Source organism: Kaistella polysaccharea, from assembly GCF_020410745.1.
Lineage (GTDB): Bacteria > Bacteroidota > Bacteroidia > Flavobacteriales > Weeksellaceae > Kaistella > Kaistella polysaccharea.
In genome coordinates, this window is record NZ_CP084528.1 from 336,289 (window position 1) to 361,156 (window position 24,868).

At 36.9% G+C, this 24,868-nt stretch carries 22 protein-coding genes; 4 read left to right on the forward strand and 18 right to left on the reverse strand.

All coding sequences use genetic code 11. The features are described 5' to 3' along the window. Positions 1 to 114 precede the first annotated feature (114 nt). Positions 115 to 426 carry a hypothetical protein gene (locus LC814_RS01475; RefSeq protein ID WP_226064578.1) on the forward strand — a complete coding sequence of 104 codons (312 nt, stop codon included), beginning with the start codon at positions 115 to 117 and terminating at the stop codon, positions 424 to 426. 80 nt (positions 427 to 506) lie between these two features. Here the strand turns inward: LC814_RS01475 and LC814_RS01480 are convergent, their stop codons facing one another. From LC814_RS01480 to LC814_RS01505, 6 genes are all read right to left on the reverse strand, one after another. Continuing rightward, a complete protein-coding gene (locus tag LC814_RS01480; protein WP_226064579.1) occupies positions 507 to 2,042 on the reverse strand; it encodes a SulP family inorganic anion transporter in 1,536 nt (511 codons plus the stop codon). Between the two features lie 335 nt (positions 2,043 to 2,377). After that, positions 2,378 to 2,734 carry a DUF488 domain-containing protein gene (locus LC814_RS01485; RefSeq protein WP_226064580.1) on the reverse strand — a complete coding sequence of 119 codons (357 nt, stop codon included), beginning with the start codon at positions 2,732 to 2,734 and terminating at the stop codon, positions 2,378 to 2,380. Positions 2,735 to 2,841: 107 nt separating this feature from the next. Then, positions 2,842 to 3,585 (reverse strand): substrate-binding domain-containing protein, encoded by a 744-nt coding sequence (locus tag LC814_RS01490; protein WP_226064581.1) that lies wholly within the window; start codon positions 3,583 to 3,585, stop codon positions 2,842 to 2,844. A 35-nt stretch (positions 3,586 to 3,620) separates the two neighbouring features. Next, the gene (gene folK, locus LC814_RS01495) at positions 3,621 to 4,400 is read right to left on the reverse strand and encodes a 2-amino-4-hydroxy-6-hydroxymethyldihydropteridine diphosphokinase (RefSeq protein WP_226064582.1); all 780 of its coding nucleotides are present in this window, start codon (positions 4,398 to 4,400) and stop codon (positions 3,621 to 3,623) included. A gap of 75 nt (positions 4,401 to 4,475) precedes the next feature. After that, the gene (locus LC814_RS01500) at positions 4,476 to 5,195 is read right to left on the reverse strand and encodes an SDR family oxidoreductase (RefSeq protein ID WP_226064583.1); all 720 of its coding nucleotides are present in this window, start codon (positions 5,193 to 5,195) and stop codon (positions 4,476 to 4,478) included. 80 nt (positions 5,196 to 5,275) lie between these two features. Next, positions 5,276 to 5,944 (reverse strand): FAD-binding oxidoreductase, encoded by a 669-nt coding sequence (locus LC814_RS01505; protein WP_226064584.1) that lies wholly within the window; start codon positions 5,942 to 5,944, stop codon positions 5,276 to 5,278. A 224-nt stretch (positions 5,945 to 6,168) separates the two neighbouring features. Here LC814_RS01505 and LC814_RS01510 point away from each other — a divergent pair, with 224 nt between their 5' ends. Both LC814_RS01510 and alr read left to right on the forward strand, forming a co-directional pair. After that, positions 6,169 to 7,305, forward strand: a complete 1,137-nt coding sequence (locus LC814_RS01510) for an amidohydrolase (RefSeq protein WP_226064585.1) — start codon at positions 6,169 to 6,171, stop codon at positions 7,303 to 7,305. Then, a complete protein-coding gene (gene alr / locus LC814_RS01515) occupies positions 7,295 to 8,449 on the forward strand; it encodes an alanine racemase (protein WP_226064586.1) in 1,155 nt (384 codons plus the stop codon). The genes LC814_RS01510 and alr overlap by 11 nt, the downstream gene beginning before the upstream one ends. 176 nt (positions 8,450 to 8,625) lie before the next feature. Here alr and LC814_RS01520 read toward each other — a convergent pair whose 3' ends face one another. The 6 genes from LC814_RS01520 to LC814_RS01545 form a co-directional block, all read right to left on the reverse strand. Then, positions 8,626 to 8,859, reverse strand: coding sequence for a 4a-hydroxytetrahydrobiopterin dehydratase (locus tag LC814_RS01520; protein WP_226064587.1), 234 nt, complete (start codon positions 8,857 to 8,859; stop codon positions 8,626 to 8,628). Positions 8,860 to 8,915: 56 nt separating this feature from the next. Then, on the reverse strand, positions 8,916 to 9,179 hold the full coding sequence (locus LC814_RS01525) for a DUF2024 family protein (RefSeq protein ID WP_226064588.1): 264 nt from the start codon (positions 9,177 to 9,179) through the stop codon (positions 8,916 to 8,918). A gap of 86 nt (positions 9,180 to 9,265) precedes the next feature. Next, positions 9,266 to 10,045, reverse strand: a complete 780-nt coding sequence (locus LC814_RS01530) for a COG4705 family protein (RefSeq protein ID WP_226064589.1) — start codon at positions 10,043 to 10,045, stop codon at positions 9,266 to 9,268. Between the two features lie 90 nt (positions 10,046 to 10,135). Beyond that, complete coding sequence (locus tag LC814_RS01535) at positions 10,136 to 11,380, reverse strand: NAD(P)/FAD-dependent oxidoreductase (RefSeq protein WP_226064590.1); 1,245 nt, start codon at positions 11,378 to 11,380, stop codon at positions 10,136 to 10,138. Between the two features lie 156 nt (positions 11,381 to 11,536). After that, a complete protein-coding gene (locus LC814_RS01540) occupies positions 11,537 to 12,940 on the reverse strand; it encodes an NAD-dependent succinate-semialdehyde dehydrogenase (protein WP_226064591.1) in 1,404 nt (467 codons plus the stop codon). A gap of 248 nt (positions 12,941 to 13,188) precedes the next feature. Next, positions 13,189 to 15,855 carry a cation-translocating P-type ATPase gene (locus tag LC814_RS01545; protein WP_226064592.1) on the reverse strand — a complete coding sequence of 889 codons (2,667 nt, stop codon included), beginning with the start codon at positions 15,853 to 15,855 and terminating at the stop codon, positions 13,189 to 13,191. A gap of 1,365 nt (positions 15,856 to 17,220) precedes the next feature. Here LC814_RS01545 and LC814_RS01550 point away from each other — a divergent pair. Continuing rightward, positions 17,221 to 17,931: a hypothetical protein gene (locus LC814_RS01550; RefSeq protein ID WP_226064593.1), complete on the forward strand. Its 711-nt coding sequence runs from the start codon at positions 17,221 to 17,223 to the stop codon at positions 17,929 to 17,931. A gap of 71 nt (positions 17,932 to 18,002) precedes the next feature. Here LC814_RS01550 and LC814_RS01555 read toward each other — a convergent pair whose 3' ends face one another. The 6 genes from LC814_RS01555 to LC814_RS01580 all read right to left on the reverse strand — a co-directional run bounded on the left by LC814_RS01555 (position 18,003) and on the right by LC814_RS01580 (position 24,868). Then, a complete protein-coding gene (locus LC814_RS01555; RefSeq protein ID WP_226064594.1) occupies positions 18,003 to 18,386 on the reverse strand; it encodes a hypothetical protein in 384 nt (127 codons plus the stop codon). A 249-nt stretch (positions 18,387 to 18,635) separates the two neighbouring features. Beyond that, positions 18,636 to 20,414, reverse strand: coding sequence for an acyl-CoA dehydrogenase FadE (locus tag LC814_RS01560; RefSeq protein WP_226064595.1), 1,779 nt, complete (start codon positions 20,412 to 20,414; stop codon positions 18,636 to 18,638). A gap of 48 nt (positions 20,415 to 20,462) precedes the next feature. Beyond that, entirely contained in the window at positions 20,463 to 20,819 is a 357-nt protein-coding gene (locus tag LC814_RS01565) for a four helix bundle protein (RefSeq protein WP_226064596.1), read from the reverse strand. 35 nt (positions 20,820 to 20,854) lie between these two features. Then, on the reverse strand, positions 20,855 to 22,039 hold the full coding sequence (locus LC814_RS01570) for an acetyl-CoA C-acyltransferase (RefSeq protein WP_226064597.1): 1,185 nt from the start codon (positions 22,037 to 22,039) through the stop codon (positions 20,855 to 20,857). A gap of 44 nt (positions 22,040 to 22,083) precedes the next feature. Next, positions 22,084 to 22,446 (reverse strand): four helix bundle protein, encoded by a 363-nt coding sequence (locus LC814_RS01575; RefSeq protein ID WP_226064598.1) that lies wholly within the window; start codon positions 22,444 to 22,446, stop codon positions 22,084 to 22,086. Between the two features lie 28 nt (positions 22,447 to 22,474). Beyond that, the gene (locus LC814_RS01580) at positions 22,475 to 24,868 is read right to left on the reverse strand and encodes a 3-hydroxyacyl-CoA dehydrogenase/enoyl-CoA hydratase family protein (protein ID WP_226064599.1); all 2,394 of its coding nucleotides are present in this window, start codon (positions 24,866 to 24,868) and stop codon (positions 22,475 to 22,477) included.

A 24,868-nucleotide genomic window follows, 5' to 3' on the forward strand; every position in this document is an offset into this window, starting at 1 on the left:
AATTTTTAATTTAAATCAAATTAATTAAATTAAAGAATTCAAAAGAATTTCCCTTTTGTTTTAGGATCTATTTATATTTGTTTTTATTAATTTTACAAGGTCAAAATTTTAGCAATGAATTTATCTCCGGAGGGACAAAAACTCTTTAACCGATTGATTTCTGAGATGTTGGAAGACGGTTTTGTAAGAATAAGTGATTATACTTTCTATAAAAAAGTGGGAAGTATGACCGTGTCTTTGGGAGATCATGCGCTAAATATTATGCATCAAGGGAAGTGTTACGGCATCATACCAGAGCGGGAATTTCTGAAACTTTCGAACGGATTTGAACCCATTCTGTCTCAAGTAAAGTATCTGCTGGCTTTTTCAATGCGTCAGGATATGAATCGTTTGGTCAACTTCTTTTCGACCTACTTTCTGAACTAAAAGATTAATTCGAATATTTGCGCTCTGTAATTAACCTTATTACCGTAGAATTATTTCAAAATCCGCCACCCAAGTAAAAATTACTTTTCAACTGCAACCAAATATTCTGGGTCTTTCATAATGTTCACATCAATTACTGCTTCAGCATTATTAAGAAGTCGAATACAATCTGTGCTTAAATTTTTAAGATGAACATGTTTTCCCGCTGCGCTGTATTTTTTAGTTAAGTTGTTGAGCGCGTCGATCGCTGACATATCTGCCACACGCGAATCCTTGAAATTAATAATGACCTGATCAGGATCTTCTGTAATTTTGAATTTTTCAGAAAAAGTCATCACCGAGCCGAAAAATAGCGGTCCGTAAATGTCATAATGTTTGGCACCATTTTCATCAATGTAAGTTCGGGCCCGAATTCTTTTCGCACTTTCCCAGGCAAAAACCAACGCCGAAATAATTACGCCGATCAGTACCGCTAACGCCAAATTATGAAGCATTACCGTAATTACTGCAACGAGAATTCCCACGAAAATATCATGCTTCGGCATTTTATTCAGTATTTTAAAACTTGCCCATTCAAACGTTCCGAGGGCTACCATAATCATCACTCCAACTAGTGCGGCCATCGGTAATCGACCGATTACAGGTGCACCAAAAAGAATAATGAGTAAAATGGTAATGGCCGCGACAATTCCCGAAAGTCTTGCTCTGGAACCGGCGGATAAATTAACAAGGGTTTGTGCAATCATAGGACAACCACCCATTCCAAAAAAGAATCCATTGGCAATATTAGAACTTCCTTGTGCAATACATTCGCGGTTTCCATTGCCTCTTGTTCCGGTCATTTCATCAACCAAATTTAAGGTTAGCAGGCCTTCTGTTAAACCAACTGCAGCAAAGATTAAAGAGTAGGGAAGTATTGTCTGAAATGCTTCCCAGGTAAATGGAATATTGGGAATATGAAAAGGCGGGAAACCACCTTCAATAGAAGCAATATCCTGTACAGTTTTGGTATTGATTCCAAAAATTACCACCAGCGCAAACACTACGATAATTGCGACGAGTGAAGAAGGAATTTTTTTTGTAATCTTTGGGAATAAAATGACAATAGCCACGGTTAATGCGACCAGACCAATCATCACAAAAAGTGCCTCGCCCTGAAGCCAGGAAAATGTTCCGTTGGCCATTACCTTAAATTGATCAAGCTGCGACATAAAGATAATTACCGCAAGTCCGTTGACGAACCCATACATAACAGGTTGCGGAACGAGGCGAATAAACTTGCTGAATTTAAAGACACCAATTAAAATTTGGATAACGCCTGCAAGCGCAACTGCGGCAAAAACATATTCCAGACCGTTGGAACGCATCAGCGCGATTAGAACAATTACTGTCGCACCGGCACCTCCGGAAACCATTCCTGGTCTTCCACCGAAAATTGCAGTAATTAATCCGGCAATAAATGCAGCGTAAAGACCGACGAGTGGAGGGAATCCGGCTAAAATTGCGAAGGACAAGGATTCGGGAATCATCGTCATCGCGACCGTTAGACCTGCCAATATTTCAGTTCTATAATCTACTTTTTGGGTGAAGTCGAAAAGGTTAAGTGCTATTTTCATGTATTTTTAAGCAAAAGATAGGTACTGATCTTGCTTTGTCAAAGTTTTTAAACTTCTTGCAAGACAGAATTGTGATGTAAAATTTAGATGATGATTATTCCAATATAGAAAAATCATCCCTCAATTTTTGAAGATTGCAAAAATACTAAAATAAAAAAAAGCGTTGCGAATGGAACTCAAATTGGCAAAAATTATCCTTTTAAATTTCCTTTAGAGCAAGAAGAAACTGTACCATGATACAAAGACTAATTTTCGGTGTAGTGTCGTAATGTTGCTAACCTAATAAGTCTTTTCCAAGTTATTAAGTATAAAAAATAAGATGTCGCTGGTAAATTTTAGGATGAAATTTTATTTAAATACGTTTTTAATACTACGGCTTGATTAAAGGCTTCACCTTTTGCGGAGTATAAAAGGGTCAGCGGTTTATCTTTGGCAATATTTTTAATCCTTTTCATTTCTTCACTCTGCAAATCTAATTCAGCCTCGTATCGTTCAGAGAACTTAGGAAAATTTTCTTCCTGATGGTTAAACCATTTTCGAAGGTCGGTTGATGGTGCGATATTCTTATTCCATTCATCAAGTTTTGCTTCTTCTTTTGAAACGCCACGCGGCCAAATACGATCTACAAGCATTCTATAACCGTCGTTTTCTGAAGCTTCTTCATAAATTCTTTTGATAAGTATTTCCCTCATGGTTTACTTTTTTTATGAAATTAGAAAACCTTAGTAAATATCGACGACTTTGATCCTGTGATAGAGAAATCTTTTTAATGAAAATTAAATATATTACAACTTGATTTTCATTCCCAACCCCATTTTTTAAAGATGTCATGTCCTTCTTTAGATTTCATAAAAGTTATAAACTTTTCAGACATCTTTTTATGCTTAGATATCGCAGTCAACGCAATTGGAGTTCCGCGATATACATTTATAGCAGCGGGCAATATTACAACTTGTGTAATGTCTTTTAGGCGGTAATGCCAAGACTGGTAGTTAATCCAGGCGTCGAAACTTTTGTCTGTTTTCCAGGCTTCTATTCCGAGCGCAGTATTCCCAAAAGATTCTTTTATATTTTTCTGGATACCGCCAATTGCATCCTGTTTTCCGGCGATATCTTCCCATAATCCCAATTGACCGGCGCCATTAACATCTAAAATTGCAATATCTTTTTTAATAAGATCTCGCAAGGAATTGATTTGCTTCGGATTTCCAGGCCTTACTAATATTGATGCGCCTCTTTTGTAAAGTTCAGTTCGGGTTGTATTATCGAGGAAATCTTTGTGTTTCATGGAAAAAGCGGTCAGCATATATTCGGCACCACCATAAATAAGATCTGCATTTTGTTTCGCTTTTTCGATCCATCGGTCTTCGGGACCAGCCATAACTTTAACAACGATGTCATTTTTCTCTCCGAATAATTGTGCGCATTCGTCAATTGGTGCGAAAGGCCCACCGGGACCGTAAACATATAGTGTGTCCTTCTGCGCATGAAGCAGATTTGGCAAGATTAAAAATAGGGTCAGCGCAAATAGTAATTTTTTCATCTTTAATTTTTGAAGGTGTAAAATCGGTCCTATAATTACACTAAATCGCTATTTTCGAGTGGAATTTCAGGTTGAAGCTGCTGCACAAAATCCTGAAGAAAAGGGAAGGTTTGTATATCTTCGTCGATGATAAATCCATTAAAAGTGGTGACATCTAAATCAATTTGTCGTGGGGCATTTTTGTTTTCAGTACGAACTCTTCCTAAAATTGCTTCGATTTGCTTGAGATGCATTTTCAGCTCCGACAAACTTTTTTTAGTATGTAGCAGCACTGCGCCGTTAAGAAACTCTGGCTGGGATTCAAATTTCAGCGGTTTTGTTTTTTTAAATTCGGTACGTTGCATCAGGAATCCAACTTCCTGCAAATATTTCAAAGCCTGAGCAAAATTTTCCTCGCGATTAATATTTGAGCCGAGGGCGATTATTGCGGTATTATATCTGTCTCTTCCATCAATTTGAACCATCACAGAATCTGTAAAACGTAAAGCATTTGGTTTTTCAACCTTTACATTGATCTCCTCCAGTCCAGCATTTGAGTTTTGTATGTGTACATATATCTTCTCCGCTAAGGCTTCGATGAGAAAAAAACTTTTATTATCCACGAAATCGATAATCTCTTTCGTGATCTTTTTATAATCTACAGCATTTTGAATATCATCTGTTTCTGACGCAAGTGCGGTATCATATTTAAAGGAAAAAGAAATGATTAGATCCTGCAGTTTTTCAGTTTCCCAGTCCATAAAACCTATAAATGCACGGAGACGAAGATTCTCTATCTTCACGATTGATAATTTCGGATTAAAGGTTGTACCCATATTTTTCTTAATTTTATTTAGCTTACTTTCTTAAGTGTAATTCGTGTTTTATTTTTATTTTCTGATAAGTTTTCTTTAAACAAGATGTTCCCCACCATCGATAAACAGGGTTTGTCCCGTAAAAAAATGACTATCTAAGATATACTGAACTGCTTTTGTAATTTCTTCCAAATTACCAATTGTTTTTAATGGAATTTTTTGTGCGAGATTCAATAAATAACTTTCGTCTTCACCTTCTGGCGGTAAAATGAGTCCAGGCGCAATACCATTTACCCTAAAATTTGGTGCTAATTCTACGGCAGAGATTTTTGTGAATTCTTGTAGCAACTTCTTACTCAGAATATAATCAAGATGAACGGTTTTATTTTTCGTGACTTTCGTGTCAATAAAGTTAATAATATTTCCTTTTCCATACACTCTTGCAAAAGCTTTTGTCAGTAAATATGCATTCTTGAAATTGATGTCTAACTCTTTATCTAAAAGTTTACTCCCTATCATCTCAAAATTTGAAGGAACAAAATCTGAGGCGCAGTTCACTAAAATATCCAGCGTAACGTTTTCCCGTTTTAAGTCTTCAAACATTTCATCAAAATCATTTTCCTCCAGAAAATTAAACTGAAGAAGTTTTGCGTTAACTCCATTTCCCAGGCTGTCAATTTCATCTTTAACCTTCTGCGCTTTTTCCGCTGAAGAATTATAGTGAAGAAGCAAACTATAACCTTGTTCTGCAAGATGCAGGGCGACGGCTTTGCCAATTCGGTCGGCGCTGCCAGTGACTAATGCGTAGTTTTTCATATTATTTTTACTAATAAATACCCAAGTTCAAAGAAGATAACTTGAGCTTACCTATTTCATTTAAAGTTGATATAAATAAATTAAAATCCCTCTCGAACGACAAATTCCTTTTCAACACCTAAAGATTCTAATTGACTTTCCACGGCATTCATCATTGCATCTGGACCGCAGAGATAGTAATATTTTAAATCATCTGCACTGTGCTTTTTAATTAAATCAGCAGTGATATAACCGTGTTCATATCCTTCAATTTGTTCATCCGATAAAATATTAATAAAATTTTCGCCAAGAAGAGCATCAAATTTATCTTCCAAAATAATGTCTTCCTTTTTTTTATTTGCGAAGATTAATTTATTACCGCTAATCTTTCCTTGTTTTTCTAAATCTTTAAAGATCGCAATAAAGGGAGTTATACCGGCACCACCAGCGATGAAAATCCCTTGACCTTTAAAATAGATATCTCCGAATGGCTCATAATATAATACTTCATCGCCGGGTTTTGCAGAGCGTAGTTCATTGGTCATGCCGTGATGGCTGGGATAGGTTTTAATTACAAATTCAATATTCTCTTCATCAGGCAGAGAGGTAAATGTAAAGCAGTTTTTCTTTTCATTCCACCCCGGTTTATCGAGTGCGATATCGACTGCCTGACCAGGAATGTAGCTCAGGCCTGCAGGTTTATCAAGAGTAATTCCCAAAACATCGTGGGTCACTTTTTCAATTGATTTAATTTTGGTTATTTCGGGCATGACAAGTAATTTTGAATTATAAATATACGACATAAATTTCCGCGAAGATTCTTTAAGAATGTTTCCTAAGCTATAGATTAGGAACACTGTTTAGATATAGAGTAGATAAGTGCGCAAAAGGTTACAATTTGTAAGACTGATTTCGCCCCTAAAAATCATTCCTTAAAAATTCCGTATTTTAAGAGCTTTAGGATTTTCAAATTATTAATATATAACATCGCTATATGACCGATATTCTCGCGCTTCGCAAAAACCTTCACCAAAACCCCGAACTTTCAGGACTTGAATTTGAAACAGCAAAGACAATTGTTCAATTTCTAAAAGATTATTCACCTGACGAACTATTAGAAAATCTAGGGAACGGCACCGGAATAATTGCGGTATATGATCCCGAAAAAGAAGTGAAGCAGACGATTATGTTCCGCTGTGAACTTGATGCTCTGCCGATTCAGGAAATCAATGATTTCGAACACCAATCCATTACCAAGGATGTTTCCCACAAATGCGGCCATGATGGTCATATGAGCATCATGTGTTCGCTTGCAAAAAGATTAGCAGGAAAAAAAATGCAGCACACCAAAGTATTGTTGCTATTTCAGCCGGCAGAAGAAAATGGGGATGGAGCAATTGCCATTTATAATGATGAAAGATTTAGAAAACTAAACCCAGACAAAGTTTTTGCACTGCACAACCTACCAGGTTATGAATACCATGATATTGTCGTAAAAGATCATACTTTTACGTGTGCTGTGAATTCTATTATTGTGAAACTTCATGGCAGAACTGCCCATGCTGGTGAACCCGCAAATGGTGAAAACCCGGCTTTGGCAATTTCAGAAATCATTAATGAATTTACTAAGCAAATTCAGCCAGATCCTAAAAAAGAAAAGTTTTCAATATTAACTCCAATTTATATTACTATGGGAACGCAAGATTATGGAATATCTGCGGGTTATGGCGAAGTTCATTATACCTTTAGGCGTGCAGCAAACACAGCGATGAAAGAGCTGGAGCTTGAATTAGAAAATATTGCAGTTAAAGCTGCCGAGAAATATGATTTAAAGCCGGAAATTTCGTGGACTCAGCGATTTAGTGCCAACGAAAACGATCCAGAAGTTGCTGATTTTGTGCGCCAGGCGGCAACAGCATGTAATTTCAATTTAATCGAAAGAGAGGTTCCCTTTCAGTGGGGCGAAGATTTTGGTATTTTTACTGAACATTTTAAAGGCGCGATGTTTGGTTTAGGAAGTGGGAAAAACACCCCAAATCTGCATAATCCGGATTACGACTGGCCTGATGAAATTACAGAAACGGGCGCCGAAATATTTTACAAAATTAGCGAATTAATAGATGCACAATAATTCTTATCTGGAACTTGATCCCAAATCCTACAAAACCAATATCGATTTTTTACGAAAACATTTTCACAAAGGAGTTCTAATTTCCTCTGTGGTCAAAGGAAATGCTTACGGACATTCCATTAAGCAATTTGTGAAAATAGCTTTAGAGGAACGAGTAAGTCATTTTTCAGTTTTCGATAGTAATGAAGCGAGACGTGTAAAAGCAGTGGTTGAGGATAAAGCAACCGTCATGATCATGGGTTGGTTGAGTAATGACGAAGACCTCGACTGGATTATACAAAATGATATTGAGTTTTTTGTTTTTGAAAAAAGCCGTCTTACCGCTGCTTTAGCTTTGGCAAAAAAAATAAGAAAGAAAGCAATTGTTCATATAGAAGTTGAAACGGGTATGAATCGGACAGGTTTTAACTCCACCGAACTGAAATGGGTTCAGGATTTTCTAAAAAAGAATTCCGAATTTATTTACTTTAAAGGACTTTGTACTCATTTCGCGGGAGCTGAAAGTATTGCCAATTATTTCCGTATTAAAAAACAAATCGACCGTTATGATGAAATTTATAAACAGTTTTGTGATAAAGGTCTAACACCAAAACTGAGACATGCAGCCTGTTCTGCCGCGGCTATGATGTATCCGGAAACGCAGATGGATATGGTGAGAATTGGTATTATGCAATATGGTTTTTGGCCGAGTCCCGAAGTTTTAGTTAATTTCTACAATGCGAAAAGGAAAAATGAAAATCCGCTAAAACGCGTAATCAGCTGGAAAAGTGAGGTGATGAGCGTAAAAAAGGTAAAACGCGGCGAATTCGTAGGTTATGGAACCAGTTTTATGGCTGATGAGAATATGAAAATTGCCTGCGTTCCCGTTGGCTATGCACACGGCTATGGCCGAAGTCTGAGTAATGTTGGAAGGGTTTTAATTAATGGAGAGCGTTGCGTCGTCATCGGCAGTATTAACATGAATATGATGGTCATCGATGTTACCCTGTTGGAAAATGTAAAACGAAAAGATGAGGTCGTGTTGATCGGTGATCAGGCAGATAAGCAACTTTCAGTTTCCTCGTTCAGTGATTACAGCAATCTTTTAAATTATGAATTACTGACCAGACTGTCTCCGGATATTCCGCGGATTATTAAAGTTTAATTTTAAAAAACTCCATTTTTAAGTAAGCTGTAATTGATCTGGCTTTGAGACTTTACTCATCTATTTACCAATGTTTTTACCAGTAAAGTGACCGAAAAATGGCGCAGAAATATTTTCAAATCTTTCGATGAGGTTTTCTATGCCAATTCAAATTCCCGTCTTTAATTAAATTCAGATTACGAAACAATTTTATCAACTGCTTTCGCGAGTTTATGGTCTTTTTCCGTAATCTTATCACCCGCATCGTGTGTACACAAACTGATGGTTACTTTATTGTAAGAATTTGACCAATCAGGATGATGTTGTTGACTTTCAGCTGCAAAAGCCACTCGGGTCATAAAAGCAAATGCTTCGGAAAAATCTTTAAACTTAAAAGTCTGTTGCAATTTTCCATCGGTTTCTTTCCACATGATATTGTATTTTTTAATTAATAAGGATACAAGGTAATATCACAATGATTTAAATATCAATTGCAATTTTCCATTTCAATGATATAGTAGCCATTTTGGTTAATTTCATCTTCAAACTTTTGCTGAAGAGTTTCGATGTGGCAGAAACTGCATTCTTTAGAAGTTAAAAGTTGCTTTGGCTGGTCTTTTGACTTTAAATATTCTTTTCCATATTCCTGAATAATGGTTTCATCCTTTACTGCAGACGGCGCAATAATATCAAAGTGCATCACGCTTCCGTTTTTTTTTGTTACATACGTGTCCCAGACTGCTACCTGCATTTTATTTATTTTTTAATCAGATTAAATAGATCTTTTTTAAATCTATTCAAATTTAATGAATATTTCTTATAATAATTATGGCGATCTCACATTTGAATGGCATTGCTTGAATTTATGTTCTCCTTTTCTCTCCTTGTTCTTATACTGAGATATAAAACTGAGCCGATAATTATCAAGAAAAAAACCAGGTTAATGACACCGACGGAAATTCCGAACCCACCATCTTTTGGCGCTTGAATTAATAAATCACCTAAGGAGGCACCAATTGGTCTTGTCACGATAAATGCAATCCAAAAGGCCAAAACACCAGAGACTACTTTGAAATAATACAAAATGCCGGCAAGCAGAAAAATAGCGCCAAATAGAAGTAAGGAATAAACATATCCTACATTTAAAAATTCTGATACTGTATCACCAACGCCTGTTCCTAAAGCAAATGTGGTTAAAACGATAATCCAGTAGAATTTCTCCCGGCGGTCGTTATTAATATCGTGAATCGACAAAGTGCCTTCTTTTTTAAACCAAAAATAAAATACCAAAGCCATCGCGACCGCAAAAACGACATCTAAAATTAGTAAGGAGACACCGAACTGATCCACCAGAAGATCGGTAATTAAAGTTCCTTCAATACTCATCATGACAATCAATGCCCAATAGGACGGTGGGAAATATTTTTTCTGTTTGAAATTCCAAATCGTCACACCAATGGTGATGATGAGCATTAAAATGGTGGTGTTTACCAGGCCTAAATTTAAGTTAGAAGAAACATAATCCGCGGCAGTTTCGCCGACGGTTGTTGAAACAATTTTAATAATCCAAAATAATAATCCCAAGCTTGCGACTCTGTTAATCGTGTCAGTTTTCATAATTGTATAAATTTAATTAGGAACTAAATACATACAAATATGAATGGCAATTCTGAGTAAAAATTGAATTTTAAAGAAAATAGAAAGTTTTTATTTTTTCAAAGCCTCAATTAAAGCAAGCGCTGAACTTTCCCCCGAAAGCATTGCCGCATTCAAAGAACCATTAAGCAAGGTGTCACCAGCAAGGAAAATTTTTGAGGAATACTGCGTTTCAGCTGGGCTTAGACCGTATTTTAAATTTCGTAAATCGGGTAAAGCTTTTGGGATTTCATAGATTTTTATCAACCTAAGCACTTCAATATGGAAGTGGTCTTTTAATTCGCTTATTACCTGCTCCGTAAGTTGCTCGCCTCTTAAATTTTGATGATCAACTACAGTTACAGAAAGTAACTCTTTGCCAGCATTTACGGAAGTTTCTAAACTGGTATGATAAAAAATGTTGTTAATGATTGCTTTCTTCTTGGGTAAAAGTCCAATCAGTGGTTTTTCGATTACTCTTTTTTTAGCTTCAAAGTAAAAGGTAAAACAGGATTTCCAGGTCAGCGCTTCTCTTTTAAAGGCTGGAATTAAATGACTGGCATCGGTGGCAATAATGGTATAATCGCTTTCTAAAACCTTTCCATTTTCTAAAATTATTGTTCCATCTTGAACAGAACTGACTTTGGTATTAAACAGAATTTCTGTCGTTTCTAATTTTGTGGCCAACTGATTTGGTATGGCTTGAATTCCAGCTTTAGGTAAAGCTGCATTTCCAGTTCCGAACATCTTATAGACGAACTCAAACATTCTGCTCGAAGTTTCCAGTTTCGTTTCTAAAAATATTCCGCTGAAAAAAGGTTTAAAAAATTGGGTTATCACTTGAGCAGAAAATCCAAAATCCTTCAAATATTGAAATGTAGTTTTTTCGGTTTCTGCAAAAATGTCAGAGATACTTTTAGCCTTTAACTTCAAATTCAATTGAAGAATTTTTATCTTATCACGCAATGGAATCAGACTTGAAAATACAGTCGGAATTAAAAGAGAAAAATCCCGCAGCGGATCGCCGATTTGGTTTTCTTTCCCATCTTCAAAAATGGCAGCGCCGGGCAAGAAATTTTGTAATTCTAAAGCATTATAATCCAGAAATTTTTGCGCCGCAGGATAGGACGTGAGCAAGACTTGAAAACCATGATCAAGTTGATAACCTTCAACAATATCAGTTTTCACACGACCACCTACAGAAGCTAAAGCTTCGATTAGAGTAGGAGAGTAACCGTGATTTTCCAACGTTTGTGCGGCAATTAAGCCCGCAACTCCAGCTCCGATGATGTGTATTTTGTAATCCTGTTTTTCCATAGTAAGTTCTCGTGCTCACAAAATTAATGATTATAGTTTGAAATTCTAGAAGTAGATTATATAACCAGATTAATAATGATTTAACATTTAAAAATGTTAAAAAACGCCCCGATTTCTCAGAGCGTTTTACTATTTCTAACAAAATTTTTTCAAATATTAAAAAGGTTTATCCGGCGATGTTGTTCTGATCAATTTAATATTCACAAATTCCAGCAAACCTTCTTTTGCCTGTTCTCTTCCGTATCCAGAACTTTTTGTTCCACCAAACGGAAGTTGAGGCGCAACTCCCGTCGCATGATTGATGTAAACCATTCCGGAATCTATTTTCCGTGCCACTTCTACGGCTTTTTTGGTATCGGTTCCGAAAACTGTTCCACCCAAACCGAACTCAGTTCCATTCGCGATTTCCAATGCATCTTCAATAGTTTCATATCGGTACAACATCATTACTGGTCCGAAAACTTCTTCGAAATAAAGATCCATTTCTGGAGTAATATCTGTTATTAAAGTCGGCTCTAGAAAAGCTCCAGGTCGATTCATTCTTTTGCCACCGAGCGCAATATTGGCGCCTTGTTCAGCCGCATTTTTGATTTGTGCAAGCACATCTTCCGCAGCTTTTTCGGAACTTAGAGGTCCTAAAGTCGTTGCTTTTTCCATCGGATCACCCACGACGATTTTTCCAAAAGCTTCTTTTGTTTTTTCTAAAAATTCATCATAAATTTTTCCAGCCACGATGATTCTTTTCGGCGAAGTACAAACTTGCCCACCATTTGCCATTCTACCCTGAACCGCAGTTTCCACGGCTAATTGGACATCGGCATCTTCCAAAACAATAAAAGGATCACTTCCACCCAATTCCAGCGTAGATTTTTTCACCACTTTTGCAGCTGCTTCCGCGATACTTGCACCTGCAGGTTTGCTTCCAGTTAACGTCACTCCTTTAATTTTTGGATTCGCAACAATAGGCTCAATATCTTTTCCAGAAACATACAAATTCGTATAAACTCCATCTGGTAAACCGGCTTCTTTAAAAATATCTTCCATCATTTGCGCGCATTGTGGCACATTCGACGCGTGTTTTAAAACCATCGTATTTCCCGCGGTTAGGTGCGCTGCAGCAGATCTGGTCATTTGGTAAAAAGGAAAATTCCAAGGTTGAACGCTCAAAATAACGCCAATGGGTTCATAGGTTAAAAACGCATCACCATCTGGAACTTTTAAAGGTTTATCTGCAAGAAGTTCTGTTGCATTAGTTGCATAATATTCAAAAATTGCTGCACAAATTTTCACTTCTCCAATAGCTTGACCTAAAACTTTTCCCATTTCCAAGGTCGCCAGTTTTCCCAGTTCTACTTTCTTGTCCAGCATAATGGCGGAAACTTTGTGCATAATTTCCGAACGTTCTTTTATGGAAGAATTTTTCCAGGTTTTAAAAGCTTCATCCGCTTTATCAATGATGGACGCGACTTGCTCTGAAGACATTGCTTCAAATTCTTTTACGACTTCATTATTAAAAGGATTTACACTTTTTATCGTTGAGGTTTCTTTCGTAGTGCTCATAAAATTTATTTTGAGGAAAAGTGACCCAAAATTATTCCAAAACGCAGTGGAAACTTGACTTAAATCAAATCGCAGTCATTAATAAAAATGATGAGACAAAATTTAAATAGGATTGGACGATCAATCGCAAATGTCAAAAATTCTTTGAAGCCACAAAAACCTAAACTTATTATTGAAGAAATTTCTTCTACAATAATTTTAAAAATGTTATCTGAACTGCTGCTCATAAATTGAAAACTAATACGTCATTATTTTCTTTTTACAAAAATCATCTTATAAATCTCCAGCGTTACCAAAGGAATAAGACCCAGCAATAATGCCATAATCCACCCTTTGGAATCTGGCATATGAAGTTTGAAAGCGCTTCTTAAAACAGGAACAAAAAGCAACATTAACTGCAGGAAAAGTCCCAGCAAAACAGCCCCGTTTAAATAGTAGTTTCCAAAAATTTTGATTTGATAAAAAGGTTTTTTGATGTTTCTTAATCCGAAAGAATAGAAAAGCTGTGCACATACCAAGACCAAAAAAGCCAGCGTTCTCGCATTTTTAACGACTTCCTCTGGAATGTTTTTTTCAAATGGAGTATAATCGAGTTCGTAAAAGCCGTACCAAAAAGCAAAAATAGTGATCAAACCGATAAGGATTCCGCCGATTACCACCTGAGTTCCGGCGCCGTGGGAAAAGAAATTTTCATTGGCAGACCGGGGTTTTTCCTGCATCACGTCCGGATCATCACCATCCATTCCGAGGGCGATTGCGGGCAGAGAATCCGTAAGCAGGTTGATCCACAAAAGTTGGGTCGCAATAAGTGGAGCCGGCCAACCAAAAACGAGTGGCAGAAACATAGCCAAAACTTCGCCCAGATTACAGGTCAATAAAAAGACCACCGATTTTTTAATATTCTGAAAAATATTTCTGCCCTGTTCTATGGCAACAACAATCGTCGAGAAATTGTCATCGGTGAGGATCATATCGGCGGCGTTTTTGGCCACATCGGTACCGGTAATTCCCATTGCCACTCCAATATCTGCAATATGCAGAGAAGGTCCGTCATTCACTCCATCACCGGTCATCGAAACAATGTTTCCATTGGCCTGCAGAGCTTGTACGATCTGCACTTTGTGTTGGGGAGAAACGCGGGCAAAAACCCGGTAGTTATTTACTTTTTTGATGAATTCATCCTCGCTGATTTCCTCCAGTTCCGGTCCTGTGAGAACCTGGTCGATATTTTCCGCAACTTCCAGGTCTTTTGCGATGGCGAAAGCGGTATTTTTGTGATCTCCAGTAATGATAATGGTTTTGATACCCGCATTTGCGGCAAGTCTTATGGAAGGTTTCACTTCTTCCCGCGCAGGATCGATCATTCCCACCAAACCGACGAGTACCAGATCTTTTTCCATTTCCTCCGGGGCTAAATTTTCATCTGCAGGTTTGTAGGCTAAAACGAGGGTTCGTAAAGCATTGTCAGACATTATTCTCGCTGCCTCACTGAAATTCTGAAGGTCTTCTTCAGTAATGGCTCTGATCTCTCCTTTATCAAAAATCTGGGTTGCCACTGTTCGCAGACTTCCTAATGCACCTTTCGTAAAAACGCTGCAGCCGCTATCAGATTTTACCAGAACCGACATCATTTTACGGTTGCTGTCGAATGGATTTTCTCCGATACGCGTATTTTTCTGACCTAAATTTTTGCGGTCGAGTCCGAGTTGATCACCCAGAACAAGCAGGGCAATTTCTGTAGGATCTCCTGTTGCTTCTTCGTTTTCAAGCGTTGCGTCGGAGCAGAGAATCATTCCTTCAGACAGTAATTTTGCCGATTCCGAGATGGTTGTGTTTTCTGCATCTTCCAATACCATCAAACCGTCTGAGGTAAAGATCTGAGTCACGGTCATTTTATTCATTGTTAAAGTTCCGGTTTTATCGGAGCAGATGATGTTGACCGAACCTAAAGTTTCTACAGCAGGAAGTTTTCGGATAATTGCATTTTTGCGGGACATGGCGGTAACTCCTATGGAAAGGACAACGGCGACAATCGCAGCCAGACCTTCCGGAATAGATGCAACGGCGAGTGAGACTGAAATCAGGAACATTTCTGCCAGATCGCGTCCCTGAAGCCAGGAAACTCCGAAGATCACAATACAGATTCCGACCGCGATTTTTCCGAGAGATTTTCCGAGTTCGCTAAGTTTCTTTTCTAAAGGTGTTTTAATGTTGGAGTCTGTATCCAGTAAATCTGCAATCTTTCCGACTTCGGTGGTCATTCCGGTATTGACTACAATTCCTAAACCTCTTCCCGCAGTGACGATGGTAGACATAAAGGCCATGTTTTCAATTTCAGCCACCGTCATTTTAGTATTGTCAAAAACGCTTTCCGCTTTTTTATGAACGGGCAGAGATTCTCCGGTTAAAGAAGATTCTTCGATCTGCATGTTTACGGTTTCAAGAAGACGTAAATCTGCCGGAATGATTCGGCCTGCGTCTAAAATAACCAGGTCGCCCGGTACCAATTCGGCACTGTCGATTTCTTTTGTCTTCCCCGAACGTTTTACGACGGCTTTCGGGGAAGACATTTTCAGAAGCGCATCGATCGCCTTTCCGGCTTTCACTTCCTGATAAGTTCCAATGGCGGCATTAAGAAAAATCACGAGCGTAATAATCACGGAATCGATATATTCTCCCATGAAAGCGGTGATGATTACGGCAGCAAAAAGTACGTAGATGAGCCAGTCATTTAATTGCGAAAAGACAATTTTTAAAAGAGACTTTTTCTTTTTCCCTTCCAAAACATTTGCGCCAAAATGTTCTTTTCTTTTCCGCGCTTCATCTTCAGAAAGTCCTGTGTCAGCCTCCACGGAAAGCAGCGTTAAAGTTTCGGGAACAGACTTGGTAAACCAGTGTTTTATTTCTTTATCCATGAGTAGAATGATCTTTAGAAATGGGTAAGTGCAAATTACCGATTTAAAGGGAAATTTCATAGAAATATCGTGGTGAAATTTATAAGAAAGCGGTAATGGAAAGAGAGGGGAAAAGGAATTAGATTTTGGACTATTTTATAATCATTTGAACAGTTGGCAAGTTAGTGGAATTGATAACCTTGTCAAGGTTTGGAACCTTGACAAGGTTTTTTAATCCAGTGACAAAAATAGGTGAGAAAAGCAGTGAATTAGAAGTTCAGAAATGCCAGAAATTATAGTTTGTTTTTTTTGTTATTTAGTTTTAGGAATGTCGTGACGTATTGCAGTTCCGCGAAATCGTTTTTTTTTATATACCTCAAGTTTTGGTTTAACAGAAATAAAAAATTCTTTAAAATTATCACGAATATCAGTTTTCGTTAAATTCTCAAGTAAACTATTTTTAACATTTTATTTTAGTAATTTATCTTTATTTAAAGTCTTCTCAATATTAACAATTGCATTTATATTCTCATCATATCCTAACTCATAACCTGCTTTCTTTATTTGAAATTATAAATATTTTTGTGTGAAAAAATCTTCCGTTGTCGAATTCGATAATAGTAAGAGAGAAACCCTGATTTATCAAAGTTTGCGCAGCAATTTAAATTGAGTAACATAAATTACCGAAGAAATACGGCAAATAATTGACAGAAATTGTAATTTTGAATAGAATTAACGATATAAATTAAAAAATTGAAAGAAATAAATTTAAAGTAGTCGGATAAAAAAAGTCTTCTCGATCTGCCTATTTTAAAACAAAAGTTTGAGAAGACAAAAATTGTGATGAGCACTCAATCCTATTATTACATTTTTCTATTTCTGTTTATTCCAGTGTTAATTTTTAGCATTTTGGAAATTTTAAAAAGCCCTTATTCGAGCCCGCGAAAACTCATGTGGTTTTTTATGTGTTTGCTAATGCCTTTTTTGGGCTCCATTTTATTTCACTGGTATAGAAAAGGGTAGTGCAAGTTATTTTGGATATTTTATAAAAATTGCTAAATCTGGAATTACTATTTTAGAACGGTTAGAAATTATGCTGATTTAGAAAGTCATTTGAATTTTTTTGTACTTTTATGGGTAATTGAAGTTTCTGTATTGTCGTCACGAATTGCAGATCTGCGACATCAGTTAAATTATGCCGATTTAGAAAATCCTTTTAAAGTTTTTTTTGTGGTTTTTATGGGGTAATTGTGGTTGTAATATTGTCGTTACGGTTATTTTAAAAGTCCTGTATTGCGTTGCAAATCACGCTATCTGTGTAACGTGTAAAATTTATTCTTTCTCATAATAGTAAAATTAAGATTATTTTTATTAAAAATAAAATCGATGAAAAAATTTATAATAATATCTGTACTTATCTGTTTTACTTCAACTGTAATTGTGAAATCACAAAATTTAAGTGCTTTAAAATTAAAAAAGGAAACAATCCAGAATCAAATTAAAACACTGAATGATTCTTTAAATATAGTTGATAAAAATATTTCGATATTAAATAGTAAGAATGTACTATCGCAAATTCAGAATGTAAAAATTAATGCAATAATAAAAAATGGCGGGAAAATAAAAGATGCGCCAAATCCACTTGCAAAAGATATTTTTATTGTAAATGGTGAAAAGAACGTTTTCATTCTTGATTACGTTGACGAATACTTTAAAATTTGTTATGATGAAAACTGTGGTTATGCCAGTACATTATGGATTGAAAGTACTCCTGAAATCGCAAATTATATTGAGAACAAAAAATTTATTGAAAATGAAATTCGTTTAGAGAATGCTAGTAGAATAGCAAAACAAAATGAACTTCAGGATAATAAGAAGGAGGAATTATTAATTAAAAAATATGGCCTTAACACATATAATTCACTGCGTGAAGGTCACTATTGGATAGGTATGACAACTGAAATGGCATTAATAGCATTTGGTCAGCCGACCGAAATTAATGAGACTGTTGGATCTTGGGGAAATCATCAACAATGGGTTTATAACAGTACTTATCTTTATTTTGAAAATGGGAAACTAGCGTCTTATCAAAGATAAAGAAAGCCTAGAAATATAATCTTTAATCCAACTATTGTGGTTTCAATTTCCTATAGATTTGCCTTAATAAATTATTTCAAAAATTCTATTATATCATTTTGTCGAACTCTAACCGTCCTAGGTCCCATATCGACTGAATTAAAATTTGATTCGTAATTGTGTTTTTCTAAAAATATTTTAGAATTGAATCTATTGTCAATTTTAATTTGTGGAAATTGAGCATTACCGAAATGACTATAATTCTGTATCATCAATAAGGATTTTGATAATTCTGCAGAGTAAGGCATTTTGAAATTAATTTGCTTTACAGATTCAAACCCTTCTTGAAGTTGAGGTGTAATTATATTGCCTATACTTACTTTTGTTTCATTCATAGCCGCAATTAGTTTTGTTAAATCGGGCGCAACTAGATTTACTGTTTGCTGTACACTAGTAGATATCTGTTTCATTTCCATACTATTTATTTTATGTTTAATCTCTAATATAACGAAAGGAATTTAAAACAACAAAACTTTATAAAACTTTTAATAAGTGGATGTTGATTAATACTATACGTACAAGTTTTCATTTTAAATAACAGAACCCTAAAAACTAAAAGAATGATAAGATCACTTGGATAGCGCTGATTTACAATCCGTGCTTATAATCAACAAAAAAGAACGCCCCGATTTCTCAGAGCGTTCAAACCACATATCAAACTATTTCTAGTAAGATCCTTTTTCCACGAAATGGGCTGCAACTTTTTCAGTTAAGGCAACTACATTTGGCATATTGGTGTACTTTGTAAATCTTCTTAGGCCTGAAAGCATCATGCGCTGTTCGTCGCCTTCTGCAAAGGATACGATTCCTTCTTTCGCTGCGGTGGTAATTGCTTCCACGGCTTTGTAAAGATTTAATCTCGCCATTGAGGCTTGTACTGAATCGGTATCGAAATGTTTTTCTGCTCTTAAAACTGCAGATTCTGCCATATAGATCTGGTTCAGAATTTCAGAGGCATTTAGTAAAAGATGTTGCTGTTTTTCGATGTCCATCATGTATTTCTGAAGCGCTGCTCCGGCAACCATTAAGAATACTTTCTTCAAGTTGTGAAGAATTGCTTTTTCTTCAGACATATATTCTGAATAATCAGGAACTTCGAAAGAGGGAATTCCCATCAATTCTTTTCCGATGGCCATGGCTGGTTTCAACAAATCAAGTTCGCCTTTCATGGTTTTCTTGATCAACATTCCTACGGCAAGTAGTCTATTAATTTCGTTTGTTCCTTCGTAAATTCTACCAATTCTGGAATCTCGCCAAGCTGCTTCCATAGGTGCATCCTCAGAGAAACCCATTCCACCGTAAATCTGAATTCCTTCGTCTGCAATATGTTGCGTCAGATCCGAAACATACACTTTAAGAATAGAGCATTCTACCGCATATTCTGCCAAAGCGCTTAATTCTGCTTCTGCGTGAGACATTCCACCTGCAATGAATTCCGTAATTTTATCTTCTACATTTTTCGCTGCTCTGTAAGATCCAGCTTCAGAAACGAAAATTCCTGTGGACATTTCTGCAATTTTCTTACGGATCGCTCCAAAAGTAGAAATCGCCACGCCAAATTGTTTTCTTTCATTGGCATATTTAATGGCTAAACCTGTAATTCTTCTTTGTCCATCAATGTTTGCGGCGGCTAATTTAATTCGGCCCGCATTTAGAGCGTTGATCGCTATTTTAAAACCATTGTTTCTTTCTCCCAATAAATTTCCTACGGGAATTTTCATATCATTAAAGAAAACCTGACGGGTAGAAGAGGAGCGAATTCCTAATTTGTGTTCTTCCTCGCCCATGGTCATGCTGTTTGGATCTTCCAGTTCAGAACGGTTGATCACGAAACCGGTAATGTTTTTATCATCTTCAATTCTGGCGAATAAGGTGAATGTATCAGCAAAACCTGCATTCGAGATCCACATTTTCTGTCCGTTGATGATGTAATGTTTCCCATCTTCTGAAAGAACAGCTTTTGTTTTTCCGGAGTTCGCATCGGAACCTGCATCAGGCTCTGTCAAGCAATAGGCTCCAAATTTTTCACCTGTTGCTAAAGCAGGAAGGTATTTTTGTTTCAATTCTTCCGTTCCATAAAGAAGGATAGGAAGTGTTCCGATTCCGGTGTGCGCTCCGTAAGCAGTTGCCAGGGAGCCATTGGCTCCAGAAACCATGTCGCAGGCAAGCATGGTACTCACAAATCCCATTCCGAGACCGCCGTATTGTTCTGGAACTGCAATTCCCAAAGTTCCCATTTCGCCCAATTTGCGCATGGTTTCTTCGGTTAATGCATAATCTTTTTTCTCGAAACGCTCTCTGTGTGGGATGACGTCTCTTTCCATAAATTCAGATACCGAATCACGAAGCATTTTTTGCTCATCGGATAATTCTTCTAAACTGAATAATTCTGCTGCAGGAATATCTTTGATGATGAATTCACCGCCTTTTAAAGTATTGCTCATTATTTTGATTTTAAATTTTAGATTATAGATTTTAAATTAGATTCGCTGTTATAAATTTTCAGATGATGTTTTGATGATTTTAGTTAAGATATTAAGGATGCTTTCTATTTCCTTTAAATGAGATTCAATTTCAATTTGAACCAAATTCGAAGATTGATAAAGTCGCAACCAATATTTCGTTTCTCTTGCTTCTTTATTTGCAATTGAAAGTTTTGAAATAAAATCTTTTTTTGACTGAGCAGCAATTGCTTCTTCAACATTTGCTCCTATTGAAGTTCCGGAACGAAGAATTTGCTTTGATAAAACATATTCATTTTGGGATTTGCATTCAAGATAAAATTTAATAATCTCTAAAGCAAAATCAAATGTTTTAATCTGAATCAAATTGTCTTGTTTGAAACTCATTTCATCTAAAATTTATAATTTAAAATCTAAAATTTCTAGAGAAGCTCGAAAATACTCGCTGCTCCCTGTCCCGTTCCTACGCACATCGTTACCATTCCGTATTTCATGTTGCCACGCTTGCGCATTTCATCGAGAAGTTGAACGGTTAGTTTTGTTCCGGTACACCCGAGTGGATGTCCGAGTGCGATGGCGCCGCCGTTTACGTTTAAGATGTCTGGATTAAGATTCAATTCTTTTTTCAAAGCCACGGATTGGGAAGCGAAGGCCTCGTTCAATTCAATTAAATCGATGTCTTTTAATTCTAAACCTGCTTGTTTTAAAGCTTTTGGAATAGCGTATAATGGACCCATTCCCATAATTCTTGGTTCCAAACCTGCGGCTGCATAAGCAACCAATCTTGCTTCCGGTTCCAACCCTAATTCTTTCACCATTTCCTCCGACATTACAATGACGAACGCTGCACCGTCGCTCATTTGAGAGGAGTTTCCTGCAGTTACACTTCCCCCATTTGCAAAGACCGGACGTAATTTTGCCAAACCTTCCAAACTTGTTCCCTTTCTTGGACCTTCATCCACAGAAAAATCATATTTTTTGGTTTGCATTTTTTGATTCTCATCCAAGTAGTTGTATTCAACCGGAATTGGAACAATCTGATCTTTAAATCTTCCAGTCTCATTCGCTTTTAAAGCCTTGTTGTGAGAATCGAAAGAAAATTCATCTTGTTCTTCACGGGAAATATTGAACTGTTTCGCCACTTCTTCCGCCGTGTAACCCATTCCCCAATAATAATCGGGATTGGTTTTTGCCATATCGCTTTCTGGCACTGGTTTGTAACCGCCCATCGGGATATACGACATTGATTCTGTTCCACCTGCGATGATGCAATCCGCCATTCCTGCCTGAATTTTTGCAGAGGCAATTGCAATTGCTTCAGATCCGGAAGCGCAGTATCTATTAACCGTAACACCGGGAACTTGATCCGTCTTTAATCCCATCAAAGAGATTAAACGCGCGACGTTCAAACCTTGTTCTGCTTCTGGCATTGCGTTACCAACGATCAAATCGTCGATTCTGTTTTTATCTAACTGCGGCACTGCAGCCATTAGCTTTTCGATAACGGTTACTGCCATGACATCGGGACGCGTGAATCGAAGTGATCCTTTCGGAGCCTTTCCGACTGCGGTTCTAAAACCCTTTATTATATATGCTTGTTTTGACATAATTCTTTTATTTGAAATTAGAAATGAGATGTTAGAAATTAGATCTAACTGCTCATTAAATTAGTTTTGAATTTATAAATCATCTTCTGAATTTCTGTTAAAATGTTGAGTAGAGGCTGAATTTCGTCTTCGCTTTTAAAATTTAAATCAACTAATAAAATTAATTGTGTTTCTAATTCATAGCTTGAACCATTTGCGATTCCTAAAAATTGATTGAATTCTTTCGGATTATTTCTTCCAGCGCCTTCTGCAATATTAGAAGGAATAGAAACTGCACATCTTCTGATTTGTGAAATCAATCCAAATTTTTCGGTGACAGGGATGTTCTCAGTCAAAAGATAAATATCTTTAACCAAAACCATTGACTTCTGCCAAATAATTAAATCTCTTAATCGGTGCGTTTTCATCTACCCTCTAATGTCTAAATTCTAACTTCTAATTCCTAAGTGGTTTCCCTTTCGTTAACATAAACTGGATTCTTTCCAAAGTTTTTCTTTCACCACATAATTGTAAGAAAGTTTCTCTTTCCAGATTCAATAAATATTGTTCTGTGACAACTGTTGGTTCAGAAAGATTTCCACCTACCAAAACGTTGGCTAATTTGTCCGCAATCAACTTATCGTGCTCAGAAATATATTTTCCGGTTAACATTTGATCAGTTCCAACGAGGAACATTCCCAATGCATCACGCCCTAAAACTTTCACTTTTTGCTCGATCGGTTGTGTGTAACCATGTTCCGCTAAACTTAAAGCGAGCATTTTTGCAGTCTTGATCTGACGGTTTTTATTCACGACCACAATGTCTTTATGGTTTTCTAAAATTCCCATATCGTAGGCTTCGTAAGCAGAAGTTGCCACTTTTCCCATTGCGATATTCATGAACATATCCCGAAGTCTGTTATTTTTAACATCATCAGAATGGAATTCACGGGAAACTCTCAAGGCCATTTCCTTTGTTCCACCACCGCCAGGAATTACACCGACACCAGTTTCTACCAAGCCGATATACGTTTCTGCTGCTGCAACAACGCGGTCAGCGTGCATCGTCATTTCGCAACCACCTCCTAAAGTCATTCCGTGTGGAGCAACTACAACAGGAATTGATGAATAACGAACGCGCATCATTGATTTTTGGAAATAAGCAATCGCCATATTTAAATCATCCCAATCCTGATCAATTGCCATCATTAAAATCATTGCTAAATTGGCTCCAACAGAGAAATTCGCGCCTTGATTTCCTACAACCAAACCGTCATACTCTTTTTCGGCTAAATCGATGGCTCGGTTCAAACCATCTAACACTTCGCCTCCTAAAGAGTTCATTTTAGAATGGATTTCAAAGTTGATAATTCCATCGCCCAAATCCTGAATTGAGGAACCTGAATTGCTCCAAAGTGTTTTGTTTTTTCTAATATTGTCCAGAATGATAAAGTCTTCTTGACCTGGAATACTGTTGTAGTCTCCAGAGTTTTTATCGAAATAAATGCTTTGTCCTTCGTCATTTACTTTGTAGAATGAGTCGACATTTTTCACCCAATCAGAAACTTGATAGCCCGCATCTTTGGCTAATTCAATTCCTTTCTGAACGCCAATCGCATCCCAAATTTCAAAAGGTCCATTTTCCCAACCGAAACCTGCACGCATTGCGTCATCGATCTTATACAGTTCATCAGAAATTTCCGGAACTTTATGCGAAACATAAGCGAATAAAGCGCCAAAAGATTTGCGATATAACTCTGCGGCTTTATCTTTTCCGCCAATTAAAACCTTGAAACGGTCGATTGGTTTATCGATCGCTTTGGTTAAAGCTAGAGTAGGGAATTCAGTTTTGCCTTGAAGTTCATATTCCATGGTATCTAAATTCAGCCCGTGAATTTCAGATTTACCTTCTGCATTTTTAATTTTCTTGTAAAAACCTTGTTCAGATTTAGATCCCAACCATTTGTTGTCGACCATTTTCTGAACGTAATCTGGCAATTTGAAAACGTCGTTAAAATCGTTCGCTTCCATTTTACTGTTTCGAACGCCATCCGCAACCATGACCAAAGTATCGAGACCAACAACATCCGCAGTTCGGAATGTTGCAGATTTTGGTCGGCCGATAATTGGACCGGTTAATTTATCAATATCAGAAACATTCAAACCTAAACCTTTGATCTCATGGAGCAAGTTCATCATCGAGAAAACGCCAATTCTATTCGCGATAAAAGCGGGAGTATCTTTCGCTAAAACCGTGGTTTTGCCTAAAAACTTCGCGCCGAAATCCATATAGAATTGAATAACTTCAGGATCGGTTTCAGGTGTTGGAATAATTTCTAAAAGTGGTAAATATCTTACCGGATTAAAGAAATGCGTTCCAGCGAAATACTTTTTGAAATCATCACTTCTTCCTTCAATCAAGAAATGAATAGGAATTCCAGAAGTGTTTGATGAAACTAAAGTTCCCGGTTTTCTAAACTGTTCTATCTTTTCGTAAACCGATTTTTTAATGTCGAGTCTTTCAACCACAACCTCAATAATCCAGTCTGTTTTTTTGATTTTTTCTAAATCATCATCAAAGTTTCCAACCGTAATTCTCTCCGCAAATTTGGGAGAGTATAAAAGCGCTGGACTTGACTTCTGTAACTTCACAAAGTTTTCTGCAGCGATTCTGTTTCGAACCACTCTATCTTCTTTGGTCAGACCTTTTTTCTGTTCAGCTTCTGTCAGTTCAAAAGGCACGATATCTAATAAAAGCACTTGTACGCCGATGTTGGCGAAGTGTGCTGCGATACCGGAACCCATAATTCCTGAACCAAGAACCGTTACGTGTTTAATTCGTCGTTTCAT